Origin of the sequence: Stenotrophomonas sp. ZAC14A_NAIMI4_1, from assembly GCF_003086915.1 — a bacterium.
Classification (GTDB): Bacteria; Pseudomonadota; Gammaproteobacteria; order Xanthomonadales; family Xanthomonadaceae; genus Stenotrophomonas.
The window spans coordinates 3,494,701-3,517,440 of record NZ_CP026002.1 but is presented as its reverse complement, the minus strand read 5'-3'; the positions used below and the strand labels follow the sequence as shown (position 1 = coordinate 3,517,440).

Sequence of the window (22,740 nt, the reverse complement as noted above, 5' to 3'; positions counted from 1 at the left end):
GCGTTAAATCATAGCAGATGCGAATGGTTCCCACTAGCAACGGCGCGACAATCGGTCGCAGCAGCGCTGCATCGATGGCCGAGCACGGTGCCTTAACCGGCGTTGCCTATGCTGTCTGCGCGTCGCACGCCTGCGGCGCGCCCGCAATGGAACGCACGAGGAGATTGCATGACCCGTCTGCACAGCCTGATCGTCACCGCCAGCCTGCTGGCCATCAGCCCGCTGGCCCTGGCCGAAACGGTGAACCTGACCAACAGCGCCGACGGCGCCAACCGCGATGCCGGCATCAACGCAGTGAAGAAGAAACTCAGCGACGCCTGCACCGACCGCAAGGGAACGCCAAAGTCGGACTCGTTCGAGGTGGTCTTCGAGAAGACCAGCGAGAACCCGAACGTACCGAAGCCCTATTACGTGGACGGCAAGATGCAGTGCGAACTGCCAGGCTGAGACGCCTGTCGGCTTCGCAGATCATTGCACCCGGGGTGGCCGCAGCCACCCCATCCACGCAGCCGCTGTGCGCACGCCATCTCAGTGCGCCACCCGCTCCTTCGCTGGTCGCTCGATCATTTTCCAGCCATTGCCGGATGGATCACGGAATCCAGCGTCGACCGCGCCGTAGCGCTCGACCGGCTCCTGGGTGAATTCAACGCCTTTGGCCAGCAGTTGCGCATGGCTGGCGCGACAATCCTCGACAGCCAGCACCAGGGGCGGCATCGCGCCCTTGGCGACCAATTGCTGCAATGCCTGTGCGGTCGCCGTGTCGTGCACCGGCGGCCCTGGCTTGAACAACCCGAGCTGGAAGCCCTCATCACCTGCAGCCTGCACGGTAAGCCAACGATACTCACCGCTGCCGACATCGGTATGCACCCTGAAGCCCAGGATCCTGACGTAGAAATCGAGTGCTTCGTCCTGGTCACGCACATAAAGGCCCACCACGTTCACGGTACCGGTCATAACCCCTCCTCTGTAGTGGGGCTCACGCTAACAAGCGCGGCGCGGCGTCGCTTCTCCAAAACTGCGGTCTTCAGGTCGGGGCGCTGCGCGGCACGCACATGGCATTCCGGCATCGGCGCACGGGCATCCAGCTTGCTGCGCTCGCGGTCGCGGACCGCCCGTGGGCTGTCGCCGGCAATGTCGCGAAAGATGCGCCCGAACGTGCCGAGGCTGACCCAGCCGGTCAGTGCAGCAATCTCGGTGACAGGAAGATCTGTCTCCCGCAACAGGGCGACCGCGCGCTCGATGCGGCGGCTGAGCAGGTAGCGGTGAGGAGGTACGCCGAAGGCCTGCTTGAACGCGCGTGCAAAGTGGGCCGGCGAAACCGCGCTGACTTCCGCGAGGCGCAGCACCGGCCAGTCTTCGTGGCTGGCCCGGTCGATCTGGTCCTTGGCACGCAGCAGGCGACGCAGCAGTTCAGGGCTCTGGGACATGCGTCAAGCGTAGCCCATACGGCTACAGCGCCGCGCGCACGGCGGCCATCAGTTCCAGCAGGCTGAACGGCTTGGGCAGCAGGCTCATGCCGGTCCCGAGGAAGGTCTCGCGCACCGCGGCGCGCTCGGTGTAGCCGGTGATGAACAGCACCGGCAGTACCGGATTGATCTCGCGCGCAGCATCGGCCAGTTCGCGCCCGTCCATGCCCGGCAGGCCGACGTCGGACAGCAGCAGGTCGAATGCGGGGTCATGCCTCAGCTGTCGCAGCGCCTGGCGGGCATCCGCCGCCAGCGTGACCTGGTAGCCGGCCTCGGACAGCATCTCGCCGACCATCATCCGCACCGAATCGGTGTCATCCACCAGCAGGATGCGCTCGGACTGGCCACGTGGTGGGGCTGTCTGGTCGATGCTGGCATCGCTCTGCACTGGTTCACCGGCAGGCAGCAGCAATTCGATCTCGGTCCCCTCGCCCGGCTCGCTGGCGATGCGCGCCACCCCGCCTGACTGCCGCGCGAAACCATAGGTCATCGACAGGCCCAGTCCGGTGCCCTCGCCCTGCGGTTTGGTGGTGAAGAAGGGTTCGAAGACCTTGTCCAGCAGGTCCAGCGGGATGCCCGGCCCGTTGTCGATCACCTTGAGGCTGACATAGCGGCCGGGCGTCAACTCGTTCTCGCGCTGGATTTCAGAGGCCTCGGCGCGCAGGCGGATCAGGCCGCGGCCCGCAAGTGCGTCGCGTGCGTTGATGACCAGGTTCAACACCACGTTCTCGAACTGGTTGACATCGGCGATGGCCACCAGCGGTTCCTCGCCCAGCTCGAATTCCAGCTCGATGTTCTCGCCGATCGAGCGGCGCAGCAGGTCTTCCAGCGAGCGCGTGCGCGCGACCAGGTCGAAGGGACGCGAATCCAGCGGCTGTTTGCGCGCGAACGCCAGCATGCGCTGGGTCAGGGCGGCGGCGCGCTGGGCCGATGCTGCTGCGATGCTGCTGTACTGGGGCACCTTTTCCAGCCGGGAAGAGGCAACCGCCAGCTCGATCATGTCCAGGCCGGAGATGATGGTGGTCAGCAGGTTGTTGAAATCATGGGCGATGCCGCCGGTCAACTGGCCCAGCGAATCCATCTTCTGTGCCTGCAGCAGCTCGCCTTCGGTGCGCGTGCGCTCGGCGATCTGGAGGGCCAGCTCGGAGGTGGCCGTTTCCAGCTCGGCGCGCTGTTCAAGGGCGCGCACGTGGTGCTCGGTCACATCTTCTACCACCACCAGCCCATGGCCGGTGCGGCGGTCCGGCGTCAGCCGCCACTGCGTGTTGCGCACGCCCTGGCGGCCCGCAATGGCCAGCACACCCTGCCATCGCTCCTGCCGGGCCAGCGCGTCCTGCAGGTCGAGCACGAATTCCTTGTTGCTGCCCATCAAGGCAAACAGGGAGCCATTGGCATCGGCGTCGCTGAGCAGGCGTGCGAATGCGGGATTGCTCTCGCGGACCTGCAGCTGCTCATCGAGCACGGCGATGGGCGCATTGACCTGGCTGAAGATCTCCTGGAAGCGCGCGTCCGCCTCACGCAATGCTTCTTCGGCCCGGCGCGCGCGCAGCAGGCTGCGCAGGGTCGCCAGCAGGACGTCGGGGTCCACCGGGTGGATCAGGTAGGCATCGGCACCGTTGTCCAGGCCGGTGATCATGTCACCGGTGGCGATGGAGGCGGCCGAAACGTGCACCACCGGCAGCAGCTGGGTGCGCGGGTGCGAACGCAGCTGGCGCACCACGTCGAAGCCGCTCATGTCCGGCAGATTGACGTCCAGCACCACCGCGCCGAACTCCGCGTCAGCCAACCGGTCGAGCCCCTCCTGCCCGGTGGCCGCTTCACTTACGCTGTAGCCATGGTGTTCGAGCACGCGCCGCACGGAATACCGCGTGGCTGCGTTGTCGTCCACTACCAGAACACGATCAGAGTGGGGCATTGGCGTTCTCCGTCGCCTCGTCCAGTGCTACCGGCAGGATGACATGGAAGGCCGAGCCGCTGCCAGGCAGGCTTTCCACCGCGACGCGGCCACCAAGCAGTTCAGCGAAGCGCTTGCACAGCGACAGGCCCAGGCCGGTGCCGCGCAGGCGCTTCTGCAACGGCGAATCCACCTGCACGAAGTCTTCGAACAGCGCCGGCAGCAGCTCCTGCGCGATGCCGATACCGGTATCGCGCACGGTGAAGCGAACTTCCACCTCGCTTTCCATCCTCGCCGACACCACCACCTGCCCTTCCGGGGTGAACTTGATGGCGTTGGAAATATAGTTGCGCAGGATCTGCGCCAGCTTCTTGTCGTCGGTGTAGAGCATCGGCAACGGCGGCGGGTCCTCGAACACCAGCTCGATGCGCTGGTTGCTCTCCACCAGTGGCCTGAACATGCCGCGCAGCGCTGCGAACAGGTCCATCAGGTCGAACCAGCCCGGCGAGATCGTGATGCGGCCCGCCTCGATCTTGGCCAGGTCCAGCAGGTCGTCCACCATCTCGCGCAGCTCCGACGCCGATGCGCTGACGAAGCGCACCTGGCGCAGCTGCTCATCGTTGAGCGGGCCGTCGAAGCCGTCCTCCAGTAACCGGGTCATGCTGAGGATGGAGCCCAGCGGCGTGCGGAACTCATGGCTCATGTAGGACAGGAACCGGCTCTTGAGATCGGACACCTCACGCAGCTGCACCGCCTGCTGGTCCAGCTCGGCATACAGCGCCAGCACGCCCTGGTTGGTTTCTTCCAGCTCCGCGCGCAGCGCGGCATTCTCGGCCGCCAGGCGCGCGTTTTCGTCCTGCATCTGTTCCTGCCCCATCACCACGCTCCCATGCGCAGGGCAACGATGCTGGCATCGTCACGCCCACGGTCGAAATCACGCTGCAGCACGGCCACCACCAGGGCCGGGTGGCGATGCACCAGGCCCGGATAGTCCTGCAATCGCCAGCGCCCCTGCAGCCCATCGCTGTGCATCAGCAGCAGGGTGCCGTGCGCGGCGTGAACGTTGAATGCCTGTGCCTTGCGGTACTGCACGCCGACGATGCCGGGCATCGAGGCCAGGCCGCGGTAGGTCGCGGCGTCGGCAATGCCGGCATTGATGTTGCCGATCCCGGAAAACTGCAGCTCGCCCCCGGCCAGCGGCAGGGTCGCCACGGCGACGGCGCCGCCGCGGGTGCCCGACATGGCCCGGTGCAACGCTTCAATCAGCGGCTTCGGTGACTCCGCGCCCGCCTGCGCGGCCGCGCGTGTGCCGGCCTGCGCCGCATCGGTCGCAGGCAGGCCGTGGCCCAGGCCGTCGATCACGGTCAGCGTGGCCTGGCCTTCGCGCACCGACAGGTGCCAGGCATCGCCGCAGGCTTCTTCGCCCCGCATGGCAAGGCGCAGGGCGCCATAGGCGAGGTCAACGCGTGGGCCGGCACGATCCGGGTAGATGCGGGCGACGACGATCGTGCCACGCGAATCCGACCAGCTGTCCAGCAACGCCGCTTGGCGCTTGACCACGCCCAGCCCAAGTCCCTGGCTGCCGCCGGTGGAATAGCCTTCCACCAGCGCCTGCGAAAGCACGAAGCCGGGACCAGCGTCCACGGTGTACAGCTCGATACCGCGGGCGTCGCGCCCCTGCACGACCGAAAGATGGACCTTGCCGCCACCGCCATGGCGCAGCAGGTTGCTGGCAAGCTCGCTGGCCGCCAGCGCAACCCGGCCGCTGTCCGTTTCATCGAAACCGATCCGCGCCGCCAGGGCCAGCGCCTCACGGCGCACCTGCCCGACCTGGGTCGATTCCTCCACAGCCACGACGCGGGTGACGTGGCCGGAGAAATTCACGTCCATTTGGTGATGGTGATGCGCGTGCCCTGGCCCGCTGCACTGTCCAGTTCAAAGACATCCACCAGCCGCCGTGAGCCGGACAGGCCCAGGCCCATGCCCTTGCCCGACGACCAGCCATCGGTCAACGCCTGCTCGATGTTGGCAATGCCGGGGCCCTGGTCGGAGAACACCAGGCGCACGCCACGGCGCAGCCCTTCATCCAGCAGTTCCCAGTCCATCTGCCCGCCACCGCCGTAGATGACCGTGTTGCGCGCCAGCTCACTGGCCGCGGTCACCAGCTTGGTCTGGTCGATCAGGCGCAGCCCGCAGGCCACCGCAGCCTGGCGCACGGCCTGGCGGGCCAGCACGACGTCCTGCTCGACCCGCACCGGTAAGGTCCCCTGGCGTGCGGTCATGGCGCTTTATCACTCAGGCGCAGCAGCTTCATGCCGCGCTCCACGTTCAGTGCCGTGCGTACGCCGCTCAGGTCCAGGCCCAGCTCGACCAGGGTAATGGCGACGGCCGGCTGCATGCCCACCACGACGGTGGTCGCATCCATGACCCGCGACAGCGCGGAAATGGTGGCGATCATCCGGCCGATGAAGGAATCGACGATGTCGAGCGAGGAGATGTCGATCAGCACGCCACGCGCGGATGTGCGGCGGATGCGCTCGCTGAGGTCGTCCTGCAGGTTCAGCGCCAGCTGGTCGTGCATGTCCACCTGGATGGTGACCAGCAGAAGGTCGCCCATCTGCAGGATCGGGATGCGGTCCATCAGCGGCTGGCCTGGCTGACGGTCACGCCGTTCCGCTTCAGCGCCAGGGCCAGTGCGTCGGCCAGGTTGGCCTTGGTCACGATGCCCTGCAGGTCCAGGCCCAGGTGCACGATGGTCTGCGCGATCTGCGGACGCACGCCGCTGATGATGGCGTCGGCACCCATCAGGCGGATGGCGGTGACGGTCTTCAGCAGGTGCTGTGCCACCAGCGTATCCACGGTCGGCACGCCGGTGATGTCGATGATGGCGATTTCCGAGCCGGTATCGACGATCCGCTGCAGCAGTGATTCCATCACCACCTGGGTCCGCTGCGAATCCAGCGTGCCGATCATCGGCAGCGCCAGCACCCCATCCCACAGCTTCACCACCGGGGTGGAGAGTTCCAGCATTTCTTCCTGCTGGCGCTGGATGACATCTTCGCGGGTGCGCTGGAACGCCTTTACCGTGTGCAGGCCCAGTACGTCCAGCAGCTCGGAGATCGACCACAGCTGCTCGCCCAGCGACTGCGGGTCACCGCTGTGGTGCTGCTGCAGCAGCTGGAACAGCGGCCGCTTCAGCGAAAAGATGAAGGTGGCTGTCTCCGACGAGCTGAAACCCTTGATCGCGCGGTCGCGCGAGAGATCTTCGAGGAAATGGCGGATGCCCTGCCATTCGCCGCCATGCAGGTTCGCTGCATCGGCCGCCGACAGGGCGGGCAGCAGCAGTTGCCAGAATTCGTTGACCTGGATGTCCAGGTCGCGCGCGCCGATGCGGCTGTCGTCGTTCTGCCCGGCGGCGTTGAGGTTGTCCCGCCACTGCGCGATCAGGGTCGACTGATGCTCGCGGATGAGATCGATGGTGCGCTGCTGCAATGCCGCCATGGGTACGGTCCAGGTAGATGAAAACGCTGGGTCCGTCCTCAGAGGACGAGCCCCCACTCGTCAGGAAGCCTATTAAGCACTGTGAAGACGTTTCCGGCACGTGAAATTTCTCAATCAAGAGCGCTTGGCTGGTCACAACGCGTGCGTGCAGGATCGGCAGGCGTTCACATCGCCACGCAGTCATCTTCGCGATAGTGGCGCACGCCCCACCCGCCCTTGAGCCCGGATGCCCGCATTTCCAGTACGTTTCAAGCAATGGTCGCGCCCCTGGCGGGTGTTGGCATGGAGCATTGCCGGGGTCTACGCCGCCTACCTGCTGGCGGGCAACCTGTTCCTCAACACGCCCCTGTTCGACCGGGTCACCAACCACAAGCCGCAGAAGTTCGTGATGCGCACCGGCCCGGCAATCACCCTGCTGCCGGGCCATGTCATTGCCTGGAACGTGCACATGCGCGGGCACGTGAACCATACGGTGTATGTCCTGCATGCCGAGCGTGCCAGCGCCCGGCTGGCGCTGTGGCCGCTGTTCCGCCGCGAAGTGCGCGTGCCGCGCCTGCAGGCCACGGGGGTGTCGGCCGAGGTCACCCGTGTCGAGGACGTGGTGCCACCGCCGCCCCGCGGCAACCAGGGGTGGACGCTGCGCTTCGACGCCATCCATAGCGATTCCATCCAGCACGCCCGTTTCGGCAAGCTGCTCATCATCGGCACGGGCAGCGGCACCGTAGGGTTCCGCAAGCAGCTGCGCGGCGGCCCCTCTGAACTGTATGACTCGCAGGTGGCCTTCGCCGATGCCAGCGCCAGCTACGACGGCGTGCAGCTGCTGGACGCGATGAAGGTGGAGGCCCGCTTCGGCTACCCCTGGCACTACCGCGACCAGGCACCGGGCATCGCCAAGTTCGAAATCATCCACGGCGCCTTGAAGGTGGATGCGCGCAGCCATGGCATCCGCGTGGACACCGATGCACGGACGCTGGCCGTCTCCAGCTCACCCAGCACCGGGCAGCTGCAGGCCGACATCACACTCGATGGCGGCACCCTGCAGCCGGGCAGCCGTGCCGTGTGGCGCGTGCCGCTGCAGGCCGGTGCGGGCGCGCCCGATCGCGGCACGCTGGCCCTGCAGATGGATGCCGCACAGGACATCCGCCTGCAGGCACGCCTGCCGGCACGCGAGGGCACGGCTGCCTCGCTGGATGCCGACCTGCGCATCAGCGGACGGAAGATTCCCTTCCGCGAGCCCGCCCAGCTAATTGAACGGACCTCCGGCCGCGTCCAGGGCGAGTGGACGTTTACCTCGCTCAACTGGATACCCGCGCTGTTCCTGCGCAAGCCGTGGCTGCAACTGGACGGCGGCGGCACCGTGCGTGCCGACCTGCAGCTGCAGCAGGGCGAGCTTGCCGCTGGCAGTACGGTGGACATTCCAGAGGCTGCAGCTGTAGCCGAGGTTGCAGGCGTACGCATGGCCGGTACGGCCAGCGCACATGGCGAGCTGAAGCCCGGTACGCCCACCCGCGCGGTGCTGGATGTACGCGTGCCGCGCTTCAATGCCCGCGCCGGTGGTGACAAGGGGGACACCCTGTTCGACGGCCGCGACCTGGCCCTGCAGCTCAGTGGTGATGGCCGGCTGCGCGAGTTCCGCAAGGACATGCGCGCGCGGCTGCGCTTCAACAACGCCACCATTCCCGACCTGACCGCCTACAACCGCTACCTCGGCAAGGAGCAGGTGAGGCTGCTGGGCGGCACCGGCACACTCACCGGCGATGTGGAGCTAGATACCGATGGCCGCGTCGGCCACGGCACGGCCACGCTGCTGGGCAGCGGGGCACGGATGCGGGTGGCCGGGCTGGACCTGCTGGGCAATGCCCAGGTGGACGCCACCCTGCGGCGCGGCGACTTCAAGCAGCGCTACTTCGACCTGTCCGGCACCTCGGTGCAGCTGCGCAACGTGCAGGTCGGCCAGCAGGACCGCAAGGCTCCGTGGCAGGGCCGCGTGCAGTTCAAGCAGGGCCGCATCGATGCCCAGGCGCCGTTCCGGGTCGATGCCAACGCCGATCTGACGATGAGTGATGCCGGCCCCTTGCTGGCGGTGTTCGCCGAGCGCGGCGATTATCCACGCTGGGTGCTGTCGCTGCTGGATGCCGGGGAGGTGAATGCCTCGACCCGCCTGCGCTGGCAGGCAGGACACATCGTGCTGGATGGCCTGCAGGCGGAAAACGAGCGCCTGTCACTGCGTGCACGCCTGGATCTGCTCGATCAGAACAAGCGCGGTGATCTCTACCTGCGCTGGGGCCTGCTCGGCGCTGGCATTGAACTGGATGGCAAGCAACGCCAGTGGCACCTGGCGGGCGCACGTGAATGGTTTGACGCGCGCCCTGCCCTGCTCCCTGCTGACGGCGGCCCCGGCGCCGCGGACTGACCCTGGCGGCGCCTGCATCCAATACAGCGGCACATGCGTAGACACACAGCACTGCATACAGATCTGAAGGACCAACGATGAATCACAGACGACAGCTGTTCGGCTTGGTGGGCTGGCTTGCCGTGACCCTGGTGGCTGCGGCACTGGGTGCCCGCGCGTCGATCTCGGCCGCCACCTTCTATGGCCAGCTGGCGCAGCCCTCGTGGGCACCACCGGCGAGCGTGTTCGGGCCGGTCTGGACCTTTTTATATGTGCTGATGGCGATCAGTGCGTGGCTGGTCTGGCGGCACGGCGGCTGGCGCGCCAACCGGACCGCGCTTGGGCTCTATGTCGCGCAACTGGTCGCCAACGTGCTCTGGAGCTGGCTGTTCTTCGGCTGGAAGCTCGGTGCGGCGGCATTCGCCGACATCCTGCTGTTGCTGGTGCTGATCGTAGCGACCATGTTGGCGTTTGCACGCCGTCGCGCGTTGGCTGCCTGGCTGCTGCTGCCCTACCTGGCCTGGGTCAGCTTTGCCACCGCACTCAACCATGCGGTGTGGCAGCTCAATCCAGCGCAGCTGTAATCGCCTATCAGGCCGCTGGCGCTGCAGCCGCACGCCACTGCCGCAGCGCGGCACCGCTGAAAGCCTGCTGGCCACAGCCAGCGGGGCACCGCACCACGCGGGCGGACGACGTGCTGACCAGGCCAGCACCTTCTTCGGCCTTGAACACCGTTTCGCACGCCGTGCAGCGCGCCACCAGGGCATACAGGTGCACGATGCGGCCACTGCACGGATCCTGCAGGGCACTGACATCGAGCAGCTCGAAGTGGCCACTGTCCGGCATCGGTCGACGAGGGAAGGAGAACGGAACGGAAGGCTGCAGGTCCACGCGGCGTCGCCAGGAAAGGGATGCAGTGCAATCTAGGCAAGCACGCGTGCAGCACGTGTGCAGCCCTGATGCAGGTTCCGCGAAAGCCCTCCCGTCAATGCAACGCTGATCCTGAATTGTTCAGTGCGTTGCCCCTTCGTCTTCACATGAAAGAGTGGTATGCGAATCACGGTTTTTGCTTCACCATGTAGCGATGGCTTTTTCTCCCGACCCAGACGTGCGTCGTGGCGTGCATTGCGGCGCTGCCAACCTGCCCCGAATTGCGAGCGTTGCTGATGGCCTCTACTGAGATCGCGCAGGACGTCGCGCTGGATCTCTGCGCGCGGGAGCCCATCCACACGCCCGGGGCGATCCAGCCTTACGGTGTGCTGCTGGTGATCGATCCGGCATCTCTGGAGGTACTTGAGCGCGCAGTGAGCGAACCCGCGCTGCTCGAGCGCTTCGGCGATCCGCTGGGGCAGACGCTCGAGGCGGTCCTGGGCGGCGCATTGGCAGCCTGCGTCGAACCGGTCAGCCAATTGTCGACAGACAGTTCGCTTCATCTGGGTTCCATCGATCTTGCGGAGCATGGCCGCCACCAGGTACTGGCCCACCGCTCGGCGCAGGCCGTGTTGCTGGAACTGGAATCGCCGGTTGCCGGCCAGCCGACCTCGCTTGAAGCGCTGTATCCCGCCATCCGGCAACTGATGGCGGCCATCGAGACGGCCAGCTCGGTGGAGGCGCTGTGCCAGATCGCCGCCGAGCACATGCGCGCGATGACCGGCTTCGACCGCACCCTGGTGTACCAGTTCGACAGCGGCTGGAACGGCATCGTCATCGCCGAGGACGGCAACGGTGTCCTGCCCTCCTACCTCGACCTGCGCTTCCCGGAGTCGGACATTCCCGCACAGGCGCGCGAGCTCTACCGCCGCAACCGCGTACGCCTGATCGCCGATGCCAATTACAGCGCGGTGCCGCTGGTACGCGCCGCACGGCAGGCCGATGCAGCGCCGACCGACCTGAGCCTGTCGGTGCTGCGCAGCGTTTCGCCGGTGCACCTGCAGTACATGCGCAACATGGGCACCGGCTCATCCATGTCGGTCTCGCTGATCCACGAGGGCCAGCTCTGGGGCCTGGTGTCCTGCCACAGCGCGGACGCCCGCCGCCTGCCCTACCCGGTACGCACGGCGTGCGAGTTCATGGGCCAGATCGTCTCGCTGCAGATTGCCTTGAAGGAACGGGCACGCGCGGTGGAAGAACGCATCAACCGGCGCTCGGTGCTGGTGCGGCTGCTGGGGCGCATGGCTGGCGACGAGGAGTTCATGGCCGCGCTGCGCCAGGATCCGACCAGCCTGATGTCGCTGACCAACGCGGCCGGCGCGGCGATCGTGCACAAGGGTGATTGCCTGCTGGTGGGCCAGTGCCCCAGCCGCCATGAAGTGCTGGACATCGCCCGCTGGCTGGCGACCGAGCACGCCGGCGATGAAGTCTATGCGACCGACCACCTGGCCAGCGCGTGGGCAGCGGGCGAGGCCCTCACCGACACAGCAAGTGGACTGCTTGCGGTTTCGATCTCGCAGCTGCACGACAGTTTCCTGATGTGGTTCCGCCCCGAAGTGGTGCGCACCGTGCGCTGGGGCGGCGACCCGCGCAAGACCGCGGCACCGGGGACGGTCCTGTCGCCACGACATTCCTTCGAAGCGTGGAAGGAAACCGTGCAGCAGCGCAGCCTGCCCTGGACCGATGCCGACCGCGATGCCGCGCATGAAATGCGCACCGCCATCGTCGACATCGTGCTGCGCAAGGCCGAAGAGATGGCCGAACTCAACGAACAGCTCCTGCGCAGCAACAAGGAGCTGGAGGCCTTCTCGTATTCGGTCAGCCATGACCTGCGCGCACCGTTCCGCCATATCGTGGGCTATTCCGAGCTGCTCGGCAGTTCCGCCGCCGAGCGCTTGAACGCCACCGAGCGCCGCTTCCTGGACACCATCGTCGAATCGGCGAAGTCGGCCGGCACGCTGGTCGATGACCTGCTGAGCTTCTCGCAGATGGGCCGCTCGACGCTGGGGCGCATGCGCCTGGACATGGGCGCCCTGGTCAGTGATGTACGCCGCACCCTGGCCTTCGACCATGCCGGGCGCGATGTCGAGTGGAAGGTCGGCGCGCTGCCGGTCATCGAGGCCGACCCGACGATGATGCGCCTGGTCTGGCAGAACCTGCTGTCCAACGCGGTCAAGTTCACCCGCGAACGCGAGCACGCCATCATCGAGGTCGGCTGCGAACGCACCGACGAGGAAGACATCTTCTTCGTCCGCGACAATGGCTGCGGTTTCGACATGCGCTACGTCGACAAGCTGTTCGGCGTGTTCCAGCGCCTGCACCACGTCGAGGAATTCGAAGGCACCGGCATCGGCCTGGCCAATGTGCGCCGCATCGTCGGCCGCCATGGCGGCCGCACCTGGGCCGAGGGCGTGCCTGGCAAGGGCGCCACGCTGTATTTCACCCTGCCCCATCAAAACGGAGAACACCCATGAGGGATCTGCGGCCCATCCTTCTGGTTGAAGACAGCCCCAAGGATGCCGAGCTGACGATGGCTGCGCTGGCGCGCTGCCAGCTGCTGAACGACGTCATCCACGTGCGCGACGGCGCTGAAGCGCTGGACTACCTGCGCTGCGAGGGCGCCTATGCCGGCACGCAGCATGGCGGCCCCGTGGTGGTGCTGCTTGACCTGAAACTGCCGAAGATCAATGGCCTGGAAGTGCTGGAGCAGGTGCGCAACGACGCGACGCTGAGCAGTACGCCGGTGGTCATGCTCACCTCGTCGCGCGAGGAGCAGGACCTGGTGCGCAGCTACCAGCTGGGCGTGAATGCCTTCGTGGTCAAGCCGGTGGACTTCAAGGAATTCTTCGACGCCATCCAGGGCCTGGGCATGTTCTGGGGCATCACCAACCAGCCGCCGCCCCACCCTTCGCTTGGCACAGCCCCCCGCGATGCGTGATGCCACGCGCCGCGCGTCGCACCTGCGCATCCTCATGCTGGAGGACAGCGCGCTGGATGCGGAGCTGATCACGGCGCAACTGCAGCGGGCCGGGCTGGATTTCGAGATCGAGCGCCTGTGGACCCGCGATGCCTTCATCGAAGCGATCGAGAGTGATCGTTTCGACGTCATCCTCGCCGACCACGTGCTGCCGGGCTTCGACGGCGATGCCGCGCTCGACCTGGCGCGCGAGCGCGCGCCGCAGATTCCCTTCATCTTCGTCTCCGGCACCCTGACCGAAGAACTGGCGGTGCAGGCGCTCACCCGCGGCGCGCGCGACTACGTGGTCAAGCAGCGCCTGCAACGGCTGCCCGATGCGATCCGCCGCGCCCGCCAGGAGGCCAGCGAGCGCAGCCAGCTGGCCCATGCCCGCGCCGCGCTGGACGAGAGCCAGGCGCAGCTGCAACAGATCACCGATGCGGTGCCGGCGCTGATCGCCCACCTCGACACCGACCACCGCTACCGCTTTGCCAACAAGGCGTTCCTTGACTGGCACGGCGCCGAACTGCAGGGCATCCTCGGCCGCACCGCTGCCGAGATCGGCGGAGAAGAGGCCTTTGCCAACGCCCTGCCCAGCCTGCAGCGGGTACTGGCCGGCGAGCGGGCCAGCTTCCAGACCACCCTGGTCCATCGCAGCGGCGAGTCACGTTTCGTGCAGATGGACTGCGTGCCCGAGCGCGCGGCCGATGGCAGCGTCACCGGCTATACCTGCCTGGGCAGCGACGTGTCCTCGCTGAAGCGTGCCGAGCTGGCGCTGCGCGAGGACAACGAATCGCTGGAGCGACAGGTGCAGGCGCGTACCGCCGAACTGCAGGGCAGCAAGCGGCGCCTGCAGGCCATCTTCGAATCCAGCTTCCAGCATCAGGTCCTGCTTGGCACGTCTGGCCGCATCGTCGATGCCAATGTTGCCTCGCTCGCTGCGGTATTGGCCGAAAAGGACGATGTCATCGGCCTGCCCTTCTGGGAGTCGCCGTGGTTTGCCGGCACCCCCGAGCTTGCGCGCATGGTCGAGCAGGCCGTGGGCGATGCCGCGCAGGGGCGCAGCGCCCTGCAGGCGATGGACCTTGAACTGCCGACCGGCCGCCGCAGCTTTGATTTCTCGTTCCGCCCGCTGCAGGGTGCCGAGGGTGCGGTGAACGCAGTGGTTTCCGAGGCCGTGGAGACCACGGCCCGCATCCACGCCGAGCATGCGCTGCGGCAGGCACAGAAGATCGAGGCGGTGGGCCAGCTCACCGGTGGCATCGCCCATGACTTCAACAACATCCTGACCGTGATCGCCGGCAACGTTGAACACGCGATGCTGCTGAACCAGCGTGACGGCCAGCCCGGCAACATGAGTGCGCGTGCGCTGGACAACGCGCTGAAGGGCGTGGGCCGTGCGGCGAGCCTCACCCAGCGCCTGCTGGCCTTCGCCCGCAAGCAGCCGCTGCGCAGCCAGGCCGTCAATCTCAACGATGCCCTGCTGGGCATGCATGACATGCTGCAGCGGGCACTGGGCGAGCTGGTCCAGCTCGACATCCGCACCGCCGAGGGCCTCTGGTGTGTCGAACTGGACCTCAGCCAGCTCGAAGCCTCGGTGCTCAACCTGGCGGTGAACGCGCGCGACGCGATGTCCCACGGTGGTCGCCTGGTGGTGGAAGTGGACAACAGCCACCTCGACCACGACTATGCCTCGCTGTTCCCCGATGCAACCCCCGGCGAGTATGTGATGCTGCGCGTGCGCGACAACGGCCACGGCATGTCGGCCGATACGCTTGCCAAGGTCTTCGAGCCCTTCTTCACTACCAAGCAGGTGGGCCGTGGCACCGGCCTGGGCCTGTCGATGGTGCATGGCTTCGTCAAGCAGTCCGGTGGCCACGTCCTCATCGATTCGGTGGAGGGCGGCGGCACCAGCATCACCATGATGTTCCCGCGCTCGTCGCTGGCGCTGCCCTGTGAAACCGCCGTGGCGGCCACCGGGCTGGCCGGTTACGAGCCGCGCGAAGAAACCATCCTGGTCGCCGAAGACAACGACGACGTGCGTGCCTACACCGTCGAGGCGCTGCGCCAGCTGGGCTACCGGGTGCTGGAAGCGCACGACGGTCCGTCCGCGCTGCGCCTGCTGGAACGCCCGGACGCGAAGATCGATCTGCTGTTCTCCGACATCGTGATGCCGGGAATGTCAGGCTGGGAACTGGGCCGCCAGGTACGCGAACGCTGGCCCAGCGTGGCCGTGCTGTTCACCTCCGGCTACCCGCGTGACCACGATGCGGTCGGCAGCAAGGGCCGCTCGGCGCCCCTGCTGTCAAAGCCATTCACCCGCAGCGATCTGGCGGAGTCGGTGGTCAGCGTCCTGAAGGCCCACGCGCCAGCCGGTTGATCAGCGCGCATTCCACGACCGCCGGCGGTGCCGGCATCCCGGCCAGCGCGATCATTGCCTGGCCGATGGCCCGGTTGCTGGTGGTCAGCGCGGGCAGCAGCCCTTCGGCCACCGCCATCAGCGGGCGGGCCAGCAGATAGAACGGCTTGAGCAGAGCGTGTCGCGTGCCCGTGCCGGATACCGGCCGCACGCCGGCCGGTCGCAGCATCACCGTGCGCACCGGAAGTTGCGCCAGCGCCCGCTCGGTCTCGCCCTTCACCCGCAGCGGCATGATCCGGCTGCCCGGGTTGGCATGGGCACCGGACACATACAGAAAGCATCCTTCAGGGTTCGCCGCCGCCCACGCGTCAGCGACGGCGCGGGTCACCTGCAGCGTCACTTCGCGGTACTCGGCCTCGGGCGTACCCACGGGCGGAGCACCGGCGCAATAGAAGCAGGCATCGAATCCCGCAAGCGCATCGCCCAGGGTGGCGGCTCTCTGGAAGTCCGGCAGCACGATCTCATCGACGTCGCCCGCCACGCTGCCCGGCCGCCGCACCAGCGCGGCTACCCGGGCCACATCGGCCGATTGCAGGCACGCTTGCAGCACGCCCTGGCCCACCAGCCCGGTGGCGCCTACCACCAGCACCCGCAGCGTATTGCCGTTGTCCATGGGTCCTCCTCCCAGCGTGCTACAGCTTGACGAACCGCTGGATCTTGCGCGCCAGCCAGCCACTGAACACCAGCGGGGCATCCAGCGCCGACACACAGATGCAGGGCACGCCGGGTGCGGTCACCGGCTGGTGCTCCACATCTTCATCCAGGTCGGCCACATCGCCCGGCGCGAACAGGCCCAGCGCATCATTGTAGGAACCGCGCAGGATCTGGGTAAGCTCGCTGCGGCCGTGGCTGTGCATCGGCAGGCACTTGCCCGGCGCGATCTTCAGCATGATCAGCGACGGCATTTCAGCGGAGCGGATGCAATGCACGCCCGGGGCGATCCAGCGCCAGCGCAGGCCCCCCAGCGAGCGCCCGAAGTACGGATGCAGCGAGGCCGGCAGGTGGTCCGCATTCACTTCAGGCCGCTCCACCGGCGGCGCGGCCGGCCTGGCGACGGCGACGGCAGCCACGGCAGGCTCACTACGCTCCAGCTCGGCCAGCATGGCTGCACGCAGTGCCGGGCCGCGCCCGCCGACCACCATCGGCTGGGTCTGTTCAATCAGCGCCGCGCCGATGGCCTCGGCCTCGCGCAGGCGCTGGCGGCAGTGCGGGCACTGCTCCAGATGGGTACCGGCCACCACGCTGAGCGGCGCGGGCAACGCGCCGGCGGCGTAGCTCAGCAGGGTCGATTCATGCAGGTGGTGGTGCGGGTTCATGGCATGCCCCCCACCTTCGACTGCAGCTGCAGGAATGCCCGGCGCAGGTGCGATTTCACCGTGCCCAGCGGCATCCCCAGCGCCTCGGAAATTTCACCGTGGCTCTTGGCTTCGAAATAGGACATGCGCACCAGCCGTGCCTGCACCGCCGGCAGTTCGTTGATGCGCTGGCGCAGCCTGGCCTGGTCAGCATAGTGCTCGGCACTGCTGTGCGACTGCGCATCACTGCTGGACGCCTCCTCCACCGCGGCCTGCACCTGCATCCAGCTGCGCTCATGGCGCACCCGGTCGATCTGCAGGTTGCGCGCGATGCGGTACAGCCAGGTGCTCAGCGCCCCCTGCGCCGCATCGTAATCGGCGGCGCGCAACCACAGACGCAGCAGGCACTCCTGGGCCAGTTCCTCGGCCACCGCGTCCGGCGCCCCCAGGCCACGCAGGTACACACACAGGCGCGGCATGAAGTGGTCATAGATGCGCATGAAACAGGCGCGGTCGCGCAGGCGCGCCACACCGTCCATGTCACCGGTCCAGTTCGTCGGCTCGTTGCTCGGCTGCTGGGAACTGGACACGATGCGCGCGGTGTCGAAGTCAAAGGAAGGGCTGGCTGCGTCAGGGTACATCCGGGCGGCGATCAGGCAGGTGAAGGAGGTCTGTGTGCTGTACGCACCAGAGGCCGGTTTGGATGCAGCCCGCTGCCGTGCATCCAACCCGGGCTGCCATGCGTATCTCCTGCAGGCCAACCGCCAGGACCCCTCATGCACACCGCCGGGCTGCTGCTGTACCTGTCCACCGTGGCCAGCGCCACGCCCCTGCTGCGTACCGAAGGCATTGCCAGCCTGGCCGACGGCACCCCCGCCTACCGCGAAGTGCACTGGCGGCGCGGGGCGCCCGAGGGCGCGCAGCGCTGGGTGCAGTACCTGTGCCCGGATGGCCGCCCGTTCGCCCGCAAGGAATTGCCGGGCACCGCGCAGCCGCTGGCACGAGGCTACCTGCTGCAGGACGGGCGCAGCGGCCAGGCCGCACGCGTGGTGGTGGCCGGCACACAGGTCAGCATCGACTGGAAGGAAAGCGCGGCGGAGGCCGAGCGCCAGGCCCGTGTGCCACTGCCCGCCGACGCGGTGATCGACACCGGTTTCGACGCGGCGGTGCGCGCGCATTGGCCGGCGTTGATGAAGGGCGAGCAGGTCCAGCTGCCCTTCCTGGTCCCGGGGCGGCAACGCTTCTACCCGGTCAGCGTGCGCCGGACCGGCGCACTGCACTGGCAGGGCATCCCCGCGCAGGCCATCGAGGTGCGCCTGGCTGCGTGGTACGGCGTGGTCGCACCCCGGCTGTCGCTGGTGTATGCCGATGATGACCGCCGCCTGCTCGAGTTCCGCGGCACCAGCAATCTCCGCGATGCGCGCGGCGCCTACCCGGCCGTCATTGTCCGCTTCTCCGCGCCCGCGTCGCCGCAGCCGCTGGCGCAATGGCAGCAGGCCTGGTCGCAGCCGCTGGTGGCGAGCTGCACCGTGAGCAGCAGGTGAAGCCGCGCGCGATCCGCATTCACTGCATCCAATTGACGCCCTGCCGCGTAGAGGTAGACAGACACGCCCTCGAGACCTCGCCCATGTCCGCAGCCGCGCCCCTTCCACGCCGACGTGAGCGACTGCTGCGCACCCTGCGACGCTGGTTCGATACCGAGGCCGCTGCAGCGCAGGCCGAGCCGGTGCAGCGCGGCCGGATTGACTGGCTGCGCGCTGTGCCCTTCGTGCTGCTGCACGTGGCGTGCCTGGGCGTGATCTGGGTGGGGGTGTCGTGGGCCGCAGTCGCGGTAGCGCTGGCGCTGTATGCGGTACGCATGTTCGCCATTACCGGGTTCTACCATCGCTACTTCTCGCATCGCACGTTCCACGCGTCGCGCCCGGTGCAGTTCGTGTTCGCGGTGATCGGCGCGGCCAGCGTGCAGCGCGGCCCGCTGTGGTGGGCCGCCCACCATCGCCACCACCATCGCCACGCCGACCAGCCGCAGGACCCGCATTCGCCACTCCAGGCCGGTTTCTGGCGCAGCCACATGGGCTGGTTCCTGACCCGCGAGGCCTTCGCCACCGACCTGTCCCGCGTGCCCGATCTGGCCCGCTATCCCGAACTGCGCTGGCTGGACCGCTTCGATATCGCGGTACCGGTGCTGCTGGCCGCGGCCCTCTACGCCATCGGCGCCTTGCTGGAACGCGTGGCCCCTGGCCTGCACACCACCGGCCCACAGCTGCTGGTGTGGGGCTTCTTCATCTCCACCGTGGTGCTGTTCCATGCCACGGTCACCATCAATTCGCTGGCCCACCGCTTCGGCAGCCGCCGCTTCGACACCCGCGATGACAGCCGCAACAACCTGTGGCTGGCCCTGCTGACCTTTGGCGAAGGCTGGCACAACAACCACCACTTCTTCCCGGGAACGGCCCGCCAGGGCTTCCGCTGGTGGGAAGTGGACCTGACCTGGTACGGGCTGCGGCTGCTGGCCGCGGTGGGCCTGGTCAGTGGCCTCAAGCCGATTCCCGAGTGGGTGCTGGCCAAGGCGAAGGACTGAGCATGCGCATCGCGGTCATCGGTTCGGGCATTGCAGGGCTGGCCAGCGCATACTGGCTGGACGGCGAGCACGAAGTCACCCTGTACGAAGCCAACGACTACCTGGGCGGCCATACCCACACCCATCGGGTGGACGTGGACGGGCGCCCACTGTCGGTGGATACCGGCTTCATCGTGTTCAATCCCCAGCACTATCCGCTGCTGACTGCCCTGTTCGACGAACTGGGCGTGGCGTCACAGCCGACCACGATGAGCTTCTCGATGCACAGCGAGCGCAGCGGCGTGGAGTACAACGCCACCTCGCTGGATGGGCTGTTCTGCCAGCGCCGCAACCTGGTGTCGCCGCGGTTCTGGGGCATGCTGGCCGACCTCCGGCGCTTCTACCGCGATGCGCCACTGCTGCTGGCCGACGCCGAGGGCCCGACGCTGGGCCAGTACCTGCGGCAGCAGCGTTACGGCGATGCGTTCGTAGAGGAACATCTGCTGCCGATGGCGTCGGCCCTGTGGTCTTCGCCAACGGCCACCGTGCTGGACTTCCCGGCACGCTACCTGGTCCAGTTCATGGCCAACCACCAGATGCTGCAGATGACCGGCCGCCCGCCGTGGCGCGTGGTCAAGGGTGGCTCGGCACGCTATGTGGATGCCCTGCGCAGCCGCTGGCGCGTCCATGAGCGGCTGGAAACCCCGGTCCGGGCGATCGAGCGCATGCCCTGGGGCGCGCGCGTGCACAGCGCCGCCGGCATCGAAGGCTTCGACGAGGTGATCCTGGCCTGCCACAGCGACCAGGCGCTGGCCCTGCTGGCCGATGCCGACCCGGTTGAGCACGCCGTGCTGGACGCCATCCGCTACCAGGCCAACGAGGCGGTGCTGCACACCGACGCCTCGCTGCTGCCACGCAACCGCAAGGCCTGGGCCGCCTGGAACGCGCACGTACCTGCCGATCCGGGCGCGCCGTGCACGGTCAGCTACTGCATGAACCTGCTGCAGGGCCTGCCCGGCGACACGCCGCTGGTGGTGACCCTCAACCGCAGCGATGCCATCGACCCCTCGAAGGTGCTGCGCCGCCTGCATTACGCGCACCCGGTGCACGACCATGCCGCGGTACGCGCGCAGCAGCGCTGGGGCGAGATCCAGGGCCATCGCCATACCTGGTTCGCCGGCGCCTACTGGGGCTGGGGCTTCCATGAAGACGGCATCGCCAGTGCGCGGCGCACGGTCGACGCGCTGCGCTCCCGCACCGGCATCGCATCGCCGCTGCGCCCGACCGAGATCACCGCATGACCGCCAGTGCGCTCTACTTCGGCCATGTGCAGCACCGGCGGCACCACCCGCATGCGCACGCGTTCCGCTATCCCGTCGCGCAGCTGCTGCTTGACCTGGACGAGCTGGACCAGGTCTTCGCCGGCCGCTGGCTGTGGTCGGTCAACCGCCGCAACCTGGCCGAATTCCGCCGCAGTGATTACCTGGGCGCCGCCGGGGTGCCGCTGGCCGATGCCGTGCGCGACCACGCCGCCACCGTGCTGGGCCGCCGTCCCGCCGGCCCGGTGCGCCTGCTGGCGCACCTGCGCTTCGGCGGCCACGTGTTCAATCCGGTCAGCTTCTACTACTGCTACCAGGCAGACGGCAGCACGCTGGACTGCATTGTGGCCGACATCACCAACACCCCGTGGAAGGAACGGCATGCCTACGTGCTGCCGGTCGAGCAGGCCCAGCACGAAGGCGGCAGCCTGCGCTGGCAGTTCGACAAGTGCTTCCACGTCTCGCCCTTCATGCCGATGGACTGCCGCTACGACTGGCGCTTCAGCGCGCCGGGCGACGCGCTGCGCGTGCACATGCAGGTCTGGCGCGACGGGGTCCGCCAGTTTGATGCCACCCAGTCGATGCAGCGCCGCCCGCTGGATGGTCGCGGCCTGGCCCGGGTGCTGCTGGCCTACCCGTTGATGACCGTGCAGGTGGTGGCGGCCATCCACTGGCATGCACTGCGCCTGTGGATGAAGCGCAACCCCGTGCACGACCACCCTTCCCTTGCCGAGAAACCGCGATGAACAACCTGACGCCTTCGGTGGCCCTGCCCCGCGCCGGCGCACTGGATGCCTTCCTGCGCCGCCGCCTGCTGGCGCAGCTCGCCCCGTTGCGGGACGGCCAGCTGCGCGTGCGCGATGCCTTCGGCGAGGTGCTGCTGGGCAATGGCCACGGCCCGCTGCAGGCCACGGTGACCATCGACGACCCGGCGTTTTACCGCAAGGTGGCCGCGCAGGGCAGCGTCGGTGCCGGCGAGAGCTACATCCATGGTGACTGGCGCTGCGACGACCTGGTGGCACTGGTGCGCCTGCTGGTGCGCAACCGCGATCTGCTCGATGGCATGGAGCGCGGCCCGGCACGCGCTGCCGGCTGGCTGCTGCGGGGCTGGAACCGCCTGCGCCGCAACAGCCGCGAGGGCAGCCGTCGCAACATCGCCGCGCACTACGACCTGGGCAATGATTTCTTCGCCCTGTTCCTGTCGCCGGACCTGATGTACTCCTCGGCGTTGTACGCGCAGGCCGACGAGCCGCTGGAGGTGGCCTCGACCCGCAAGCTGGACCGCATCTGCCAGCAGCTGCGCCTGCAGCCGGGCGACCGCGTGGTCGAGATCGGCACCGGCTGGGGCGGCTTCGCCGTGCATGCGGCCCGCCACTACGGCTGCCATGTCACCACCACCACCATTTCCGCCGAACAGCATGCGCTGGCCGTGCAGCGCGTACAGGACGCCGGCCTGCAGGACCGCGTCAGCGTGCTGATGCAGGACTACCGCGACCTGCAGGGACAGTTCGACAAGCTGGTCTCCATCGAGATGATCGAGGCCATCGGCGCCGAGTTCCTCGACACCTACATGGGCACCCTGCAGCGCCTGCTGAAGCCCGAGGGCGTGGCCCTGCTGCAGGCGATCACCATTGAAGACCACCGTTACGAGCAGGCCCGGCGCAGCGTCGACTACATCAAGCGCTTCGTCTTCCCCGGCAGCTTCATTCCCTCGATCAACGCGATCATGGCCGCCAAGACGCGGGCCAGTGACCTGCAGCTGGTGGCGCAACAGGATTTCGGCCACTCCTACGCCCTCACCCTGCGCGCCTGGCGGCAGCGCTTCCTGGCCCAGCGCGCCGCCGTGCAGGCACAGGGCTTCGATGAGCGCTTCTGCCGGCTGTGGGAGTTCTACCTGGCCTACTGCGAGGGCGGCTTCCTGGAGCGATCCATCGGCGTATCGCACCTGCTGCTGGCGCGCCCGGGCTACTGCACGGACGTGCCCGCTGGCGGCGAGGGCTGAGATGGG

23 protein-coding genes are annotated in these 22,740 nt (G+C 67.7%); 11 read left to right on the top strand and 12 right to left on the bottom strand.

Features of this window, described 5'->3' with window-relative positions:
- The first annotated feature begins 168 nt into the window (after positions 1 to 168).
- Positions 169 to 447 carry a hypothetical protein gene (locus tag C1926_RS15990; protein ID WP_108759885.1) on the top strand — a complete coding sequence of 93 codons (279 nt, stop codon included), beginning with the start codon at positions 169 to 171 and terminating at the stop codon, positions 445 to 447.
- Positions 448 to 528: 81 nt separating this feature from the next.
- Here C1926_RS15990 and C1926_RS15985 read toward each other — a convergent pair whose 3' ends face one another.
- From C1926_RS15985 to C1926_RS15950, 8 genes are read right to left on the bottom strand one after another with little or no spacing between them, the layout of a single operon-like run.
- A complete protein-coding gene (locus tag C1926_RS15985) occupies positions 529 to 954 on the bottom strand; it encodes a VOC family protein (protein WP_079221977.1) in 426 nt (141 codons plus the stop codon).
- Complete coding sequence (locus tag C1926_RS15980; protein ID WP_108759884.1) at positions 951 to 1,427, bottom strand: AraC family transcriptional regulator; 477 nt, start codon at positions 1,425 to 1,427, stop codon at positions 951 to 953. Before C1926_RS15980 ends, C1926_RS15985 begins: the two co-directional genes overlap by 4 nt.
- A 22-nt stretch (positions 1,428 to 1,449) precedes the next feature.
- Entirely contained in the window at positions 1,450 to 3,381 is a 1,932-nt protein-coding gene (locus tag C1926_RS15975) for a response regulator (RefSeq protein WP_108759883.1), read from the bottom strand.
- Positions 3,368 to 4,237, bottom strand: coding sequence for an ATP-binding protein (locus C1926_RS15970; protein ID WP_108759882.1), 870 nt, complete (start codon positions 4,235 to 4,237; stop codon positions 3,368 to 3,370). Before C1926_RS15970 ends, C1926_RS15975 begins: the two co-directional genes overlap by 14 nt.
- The gene (locus C1926_RS15965) at positions 4,237 to 5,250 is read right to left on the bottom strand and encodes an ATP-binding protein (RefSeq protein WP_108759881.1); all 1,014 of its coding nucleotides are present in this window, start codon (positions 5,248 to 5,250) and stop codon (positions 4,237 to 4,239) included. The genes C1926_RS15970 and C1926_RS15965 overlap by 1 nt, the downstream gene beginning before the upstream one ends.
- Entirely contained in the window at positions 5,241 to 5,642 is a 402-nt protein-coding gene (locus tag C1926_RS15960) for an anti-sigma regulatory factor (RefSeq protein WP_108759880.1), read from the bottom strand. The genes C1926_RS15965 and C1926_RS15960 overlap by 10 nt, the downstream gene beginning before the upstream one ends.
- Positions 5,639 to 6,001, bottom strand: coding sequence for an STAS domain-containing protein (locus C1926_RS15955; protein ID WP_108759879.1), 363 nt, complete (start codon positions 5,999 to 6,001; stop codon positions 5,639 to 5,641). Before C1926_RS15955 ends, C1926_RS15960 begins: the two co-directional genes overlap by 4 nt.
- Positions 6,001 to 6,861 (bottom strand): STAS domain-containing protein, encoded by an 861-nt coding sequence (locus C1926_RS15950; protein WP_108759878.1) that lies wholly within the window; start codon positions 6,859 to 6,861, stop codon positions 6,001 to 6,003. Before C1926_RS15950 ends, C1926_RS15955 begins: the two co-directional genes overlap by 1 nt.
- Before the next feature lie 226 nt (positions 6,862 to 7,087).
- On the opposite strand from C1926_RS15950, the gene C1926_RS15945 reads away from it, so the two are divergent.
- The gene (locus tag C1926_RS15945; protein WP_108759877.1) at positions 7,088 to 9,274 is read left to right on the top strand and encodes a hypothetical protein; all 2,187 of its coding nucleotides are present in this window, start codon (positions 7,088 to 7,090) and stop codon (positions 9,272 to 9,274) included.
- Between the two features lie 77 nt (positions 9,275 to 9,351).
- Complete coding sequence (locus tag C1926_RS15940; protein WP_108759876.1) at positions 9,352 to 9,837, top strand: TspO/MBR family protein; 486 nt, start codon at positions 9,352 to 9,354, stop codon at positions 9,835 to 9,837.
- Between the two features lie 7 nt (positions 9,838 to 9,844).
- Here C1926_RS15940 and C1926_RS15935 read toward each other — a convergent pair whose 3' ends face one another.
- Positions 9,845 to 10,144, bottom strand: coding sequence for a hypothetical protein (locus C1926_RS15935; RefSeq protein ID WP_108759875.1), 300 nt, complete (start codon positions 10,142 to 10,144; stop codon positions 9,845 to 9,847).
- 275 nt (positions 10,145 to 10,419) lie between these two features.
- Between C1926_RS15935 and C1926_RS15930 the strand changes: the two genes are divergently transcribed.
- From C1926_RS15930 to C1926_RS15920, 3 genes are read left to right on the top strand one after another with little or no spacing between them, the layout of a single operon-like run.
- A complete protein-coding gene (locus C1926_RS15930) occupies positions 10,420 to 12,657 on the top strand; it encodes an ATP-binding protein (protein ID WP_108759874.1) in 2,238 nt (745 codons plus the stop codon).
- The gene (locus tag C1926_RS15925) at positions 12,654 to 13,121 is read left to right on the top strand and encodes a response regulator (protein ID WP_108759873.1); all 468 of its coding nucleotides are present in this window, start codon (positions 12,654 to 12,656) and stop codon (positions 13,119 to 13,121) included. Before C1926_RS15930 ends, C1926_RS15925 begins: the two co-directional genes overlap by 4 nt.
- Positions 13,114 to 15,519, top strand: coding sequence for a hybrid sensor histidine kinase/response regulator (locus C1926_RS15920; RefSeq protein ID WP_108759872.1), 2,406 nt, complete (start codon positions 13,114 to 13,116; stop codon positions 15,517 to 15,519). The genes C1926_RS15925 and C1926_RS15920 overlap by 8 nt, the downstream gene beginning before the upstream one ends.
- Here the strand turns inward: C1926_RS15920 and C1926_RS15915 are convergent.
- Genes C1926_RS15915 through C1926_RS15905 form a run of 3 tightly spaced genes read right to left on the bottom strand, consistent with a single transcriptional unit; the run spans position 15,485 to position 17,494 of the window.
- Positions 15,485 to 16,171: an NAD(P)H-binding protein gene (locus C1926_RS15915; RefSeq protein ID WP_108759871.1), complete on the bottom strand. Its 687-nt coding sequence runs from the start codon at positions 16,169 to 16,171 to the stop codon at positions 15,485 to 15,487. The genes C1926_RS15920 and C1926_RS15915 overlap by 35 nt on opposite strands.
- Before the next feature lie 19 nt (positions 16,172 to 16,190).
- Entirely contained in the window at positions 16,191 to 16,874 is a 684-nt protein-coding gene (locus C1926_RS15910; RefSeq protein WP_108759870.1) for a ChrR family anti-sigma-E factor, read from the bottom strand.
- Positions 16,871 to 17,494 (bottom strand): sigma-70 family RNA polymerase sigma factor, encoded by a 624-nt coding sequence (locus C1926_RS15905; protein WP_108759869.1) that lies wholly within the window; start codon positions 17,492 to 17,494, stop codon positions 16,871 to 16,873. Before C1926_RS15905 ends, C1926_RS15910 begins: the two co-directional genes overlap by 4 nt.
- Positions 17,495 to 17,629: 135 nt before the next feature.
- Here C1926_RS15905 and C1926_RS15900 point away from each other — a divergent pair, with 135 nt between their 5' ends.
- The 5 genes from C1926_RS15900 (at position 17,630) to C1926_RS15880 (ending at position 22,734) form a co-directional block, all read left to right on the top strand.
- Positions 17,630 to 18,397 (top strand): hypothetical protein, encoded by a 768-nt coding sequence (locus C1926_RS15900; RefSeq protein WP_108759868.1) that lies wholly within the window; start codon positions 17,630 to 17,632, stop codon positions 18,395 to 18,397.
- 83 nt (positions 18,398 to 18,480) lie between these two features.
- A complete protein-coding gene (locus C1926_RS15895; RefSeq protein ID WP_108759867.1) occupies positions 18,481 to 19,434 on the top strand; it encodes a fatty acid desaturase in 954 nt (317 codons plus the stop codon).
- 2 nt (positions 19,435 to 19,436) lie between these two features.
- A complete protein-coding gene (locus C1926_RS15890; RefSeq protein ID WP_108759866.1) occupies positions 19,437 to 20,714 on the top strand; it encodes an FAD-dependent oxidoreductase in 1,278 nt (425 codons plus the stop codon).
- Complete coding sequence (locus C1926_RS15885) at positions 20,711 to 21,478, top strand: DUF1365 domain-containing protein (RefSeq protein ID WP_108759865.1); 768 nt, start codon at positions 20,711 to 20,713, stop codon at positions 21,476 to 21,478. Before C1926_RS15890 ends, C1926_RS15885 begins: the two co-directional genes overlap by 4 nt.
- Positions 21,475 to 22,734: a cyclopropane-fatty-acyl-phospholipid synthase family protein gene (locus C1926_RS15880; protein WP_108759864.1), complete on the top strand. Its 1,260-nt coding sequence runs from the start codon at positions 21,475 to 21,477 to the stop codon at positions 22,732 to 22,734. Before C1926_RS15885 ends, C1926_RS15880 begins: the two co-directional genes overlap by 4 nt.
- Positions 22,735 to 22,740: the final 6 nt, after the last annotated feature.

What these genes read in the sequence shown, in the direction of transcription:
- C1926_RS15990 (WP_108759885.1), top strand. Translation starts at nt 169, where the DNA reads ATGACCCGTCTGCACAGCCTGATCGTCACCGCCAGCCTGCTGGCCATC.
- C1926_RS15985 (WP_079221977.1), bottom strand. Translation starts at nt 954, where the DNA reads ATGACCGGTACCGTGAACGTGGTGGGCCTTTATGTGCGTGACCAGGAC.
- C1926_RS15980 (WP_108759884.1), bottom strand. Translation starts at nt 1,427, where the DNA reads ATGTCCCAGAGCCCTGAACTGCTGCGTCGCCTGCTGCGTGCCAAGGAC.
- C1926_RS15975 (WP_108759883.1), bottom strand. Translation starts at nt 3,381, where the DNA reads ATGCCCCACTCTGATCGTGTTCTGGTAGTGGACGACAACGCAGCCACG.
- C1926_RS15970 (WP_108759882.1), bottom strand. Translation starts at nt 4,237, where the DNA reads ATGGGGCAGGAACAGATGCAGGACGAAAACGCGCGCCTGGCGGCCGAG.
- C1926_RS15965 (WP_108759881.1), bottom strand. Translation starts at nt 5,250, where the DNA reads ATGGACGTGAATTTCTCCGGCCACGTCACCCGCGTCGTGGCTGTGGAG.
- C1926_RS15960 (WP_108759880.1), bottom strand. Translation starts at nt 5,642, where the DNA reads ATGACCGCACGCCAGGGGACCTTACCGGTGCGGGTCGAGCAGGACGTC.
- C1926_RS15955 (WP_108759879.1), bottom strand. Translation starts at nt 6,001, where the DNA reads ATGGACCGCATCCCGATCCTGCAGATGGGCGACCTTCTGCTGGTCACC.
- C1926_RS15950 (WP_108759878.1), bottom strand. Translation starts at nt 6,861, where the DNA reads ATGGCGGCATTGCAGCAGCGCACCATCGATCTCATCCGCGAGCATCAG.
- C1926_RS15945 (WP_108759877.1), top strand. Translation starts at nt 7,088, where the DNA reads ATGCCCGCATTTCCAGTACGTTTCAAGCAATGGTCGCGCCCCTGGCGG.
- C1926_RS15940 (WP_108759876.1), top strand. Translation starts at nt 9,352, where the DNA reads ATGAATCACAGACGACAGCTGTTCGGCTTGGTGGGCTGGCTTGCCGTG.
- C1926_RS15930 (WP_108759874.1), top strand. Translation starts at nt 10,420, where the DNA reads ATGGCCTCTACTGAGATCGCGCAGGACGTCGCGCTGGATCTCTGCGCG.
- C1926_RS15925 (WP_108759873.1), top strand. Translation starts at nt 12,654, where the DNA reads ATGAGGGATCTGCGGCCCATCCTTCTGGTTGAAGACAGCCCCAAGGAT.
- C1926_RS15920 (WP_108759872.1), top strand. Translation starts at nt 13,114, where the DNA reads ATGCGTGATGCCACGCGCCGCGCGTCGCACCTGCGCATCCTCATGCTG.
- C1926_RS15915 (WP_108759871.1), bottom strand. Translation starts at nt 16,171, where the DNA reads ATGGACAACGGCAATACGCTGCGGGTGCTGGTGGTAGGCGCCACCGGG.
- C1926_RS15910 (WP_108759870.1), bottom strand. Translation starts at nt 16,874, where the DNA reads ATGAACCCGCACCACCACCTGCATGAATCGACCCTGCTGAGCTACGCC.
- C1926_RS15905 (WP_108759869.1), bottom strand. Translation starts at nt 17,494, where the DNA reads ATGTACCCTGACGCAGCCAGCCCTTCCTTTGACTTCGACACCGCGCGC.
- C1926_RS15900 (WP_108759868.1), top strand. Translation starts at nt 17,630, where the DNA reads ATGCACACCGCCGGGCTGCTGCTGTACCTGTCCACCGTGGCCAGCGCC.
- C1926_RS15895 (WP_108759867.1), top strand. Translation starts at nt 18,481, where the DNA reads ATGTCCGCAGCCGCGCCCCTTCCACGCCGACGTGAGCGACTGCTGCGC.
- C1926_RS15890 (WP_108759866.1), top strand. Translation starts at nt 19,437, where the DNA reads ATGCGCATCGCGGTCATCGGTTCGGGCATTGCAGGGCTGGCCAGCGCA.
- C1926_RS15885 (WP_108759865.1), top strand. Translation starts at nt 20,711, where the DNA reads ATGACCGCCAGTGCGCTCTACTTCGGCCATGTGCAGCACCGGCGGCAC.
- C1926_RS15880 (WP_108759864.1), top strand. Translation starts at nt 21,475, where the DNA reads ATGAACAACCTGACGCCTTCGGTGGCCCTGCCCCGCGCCGGCGCACTG.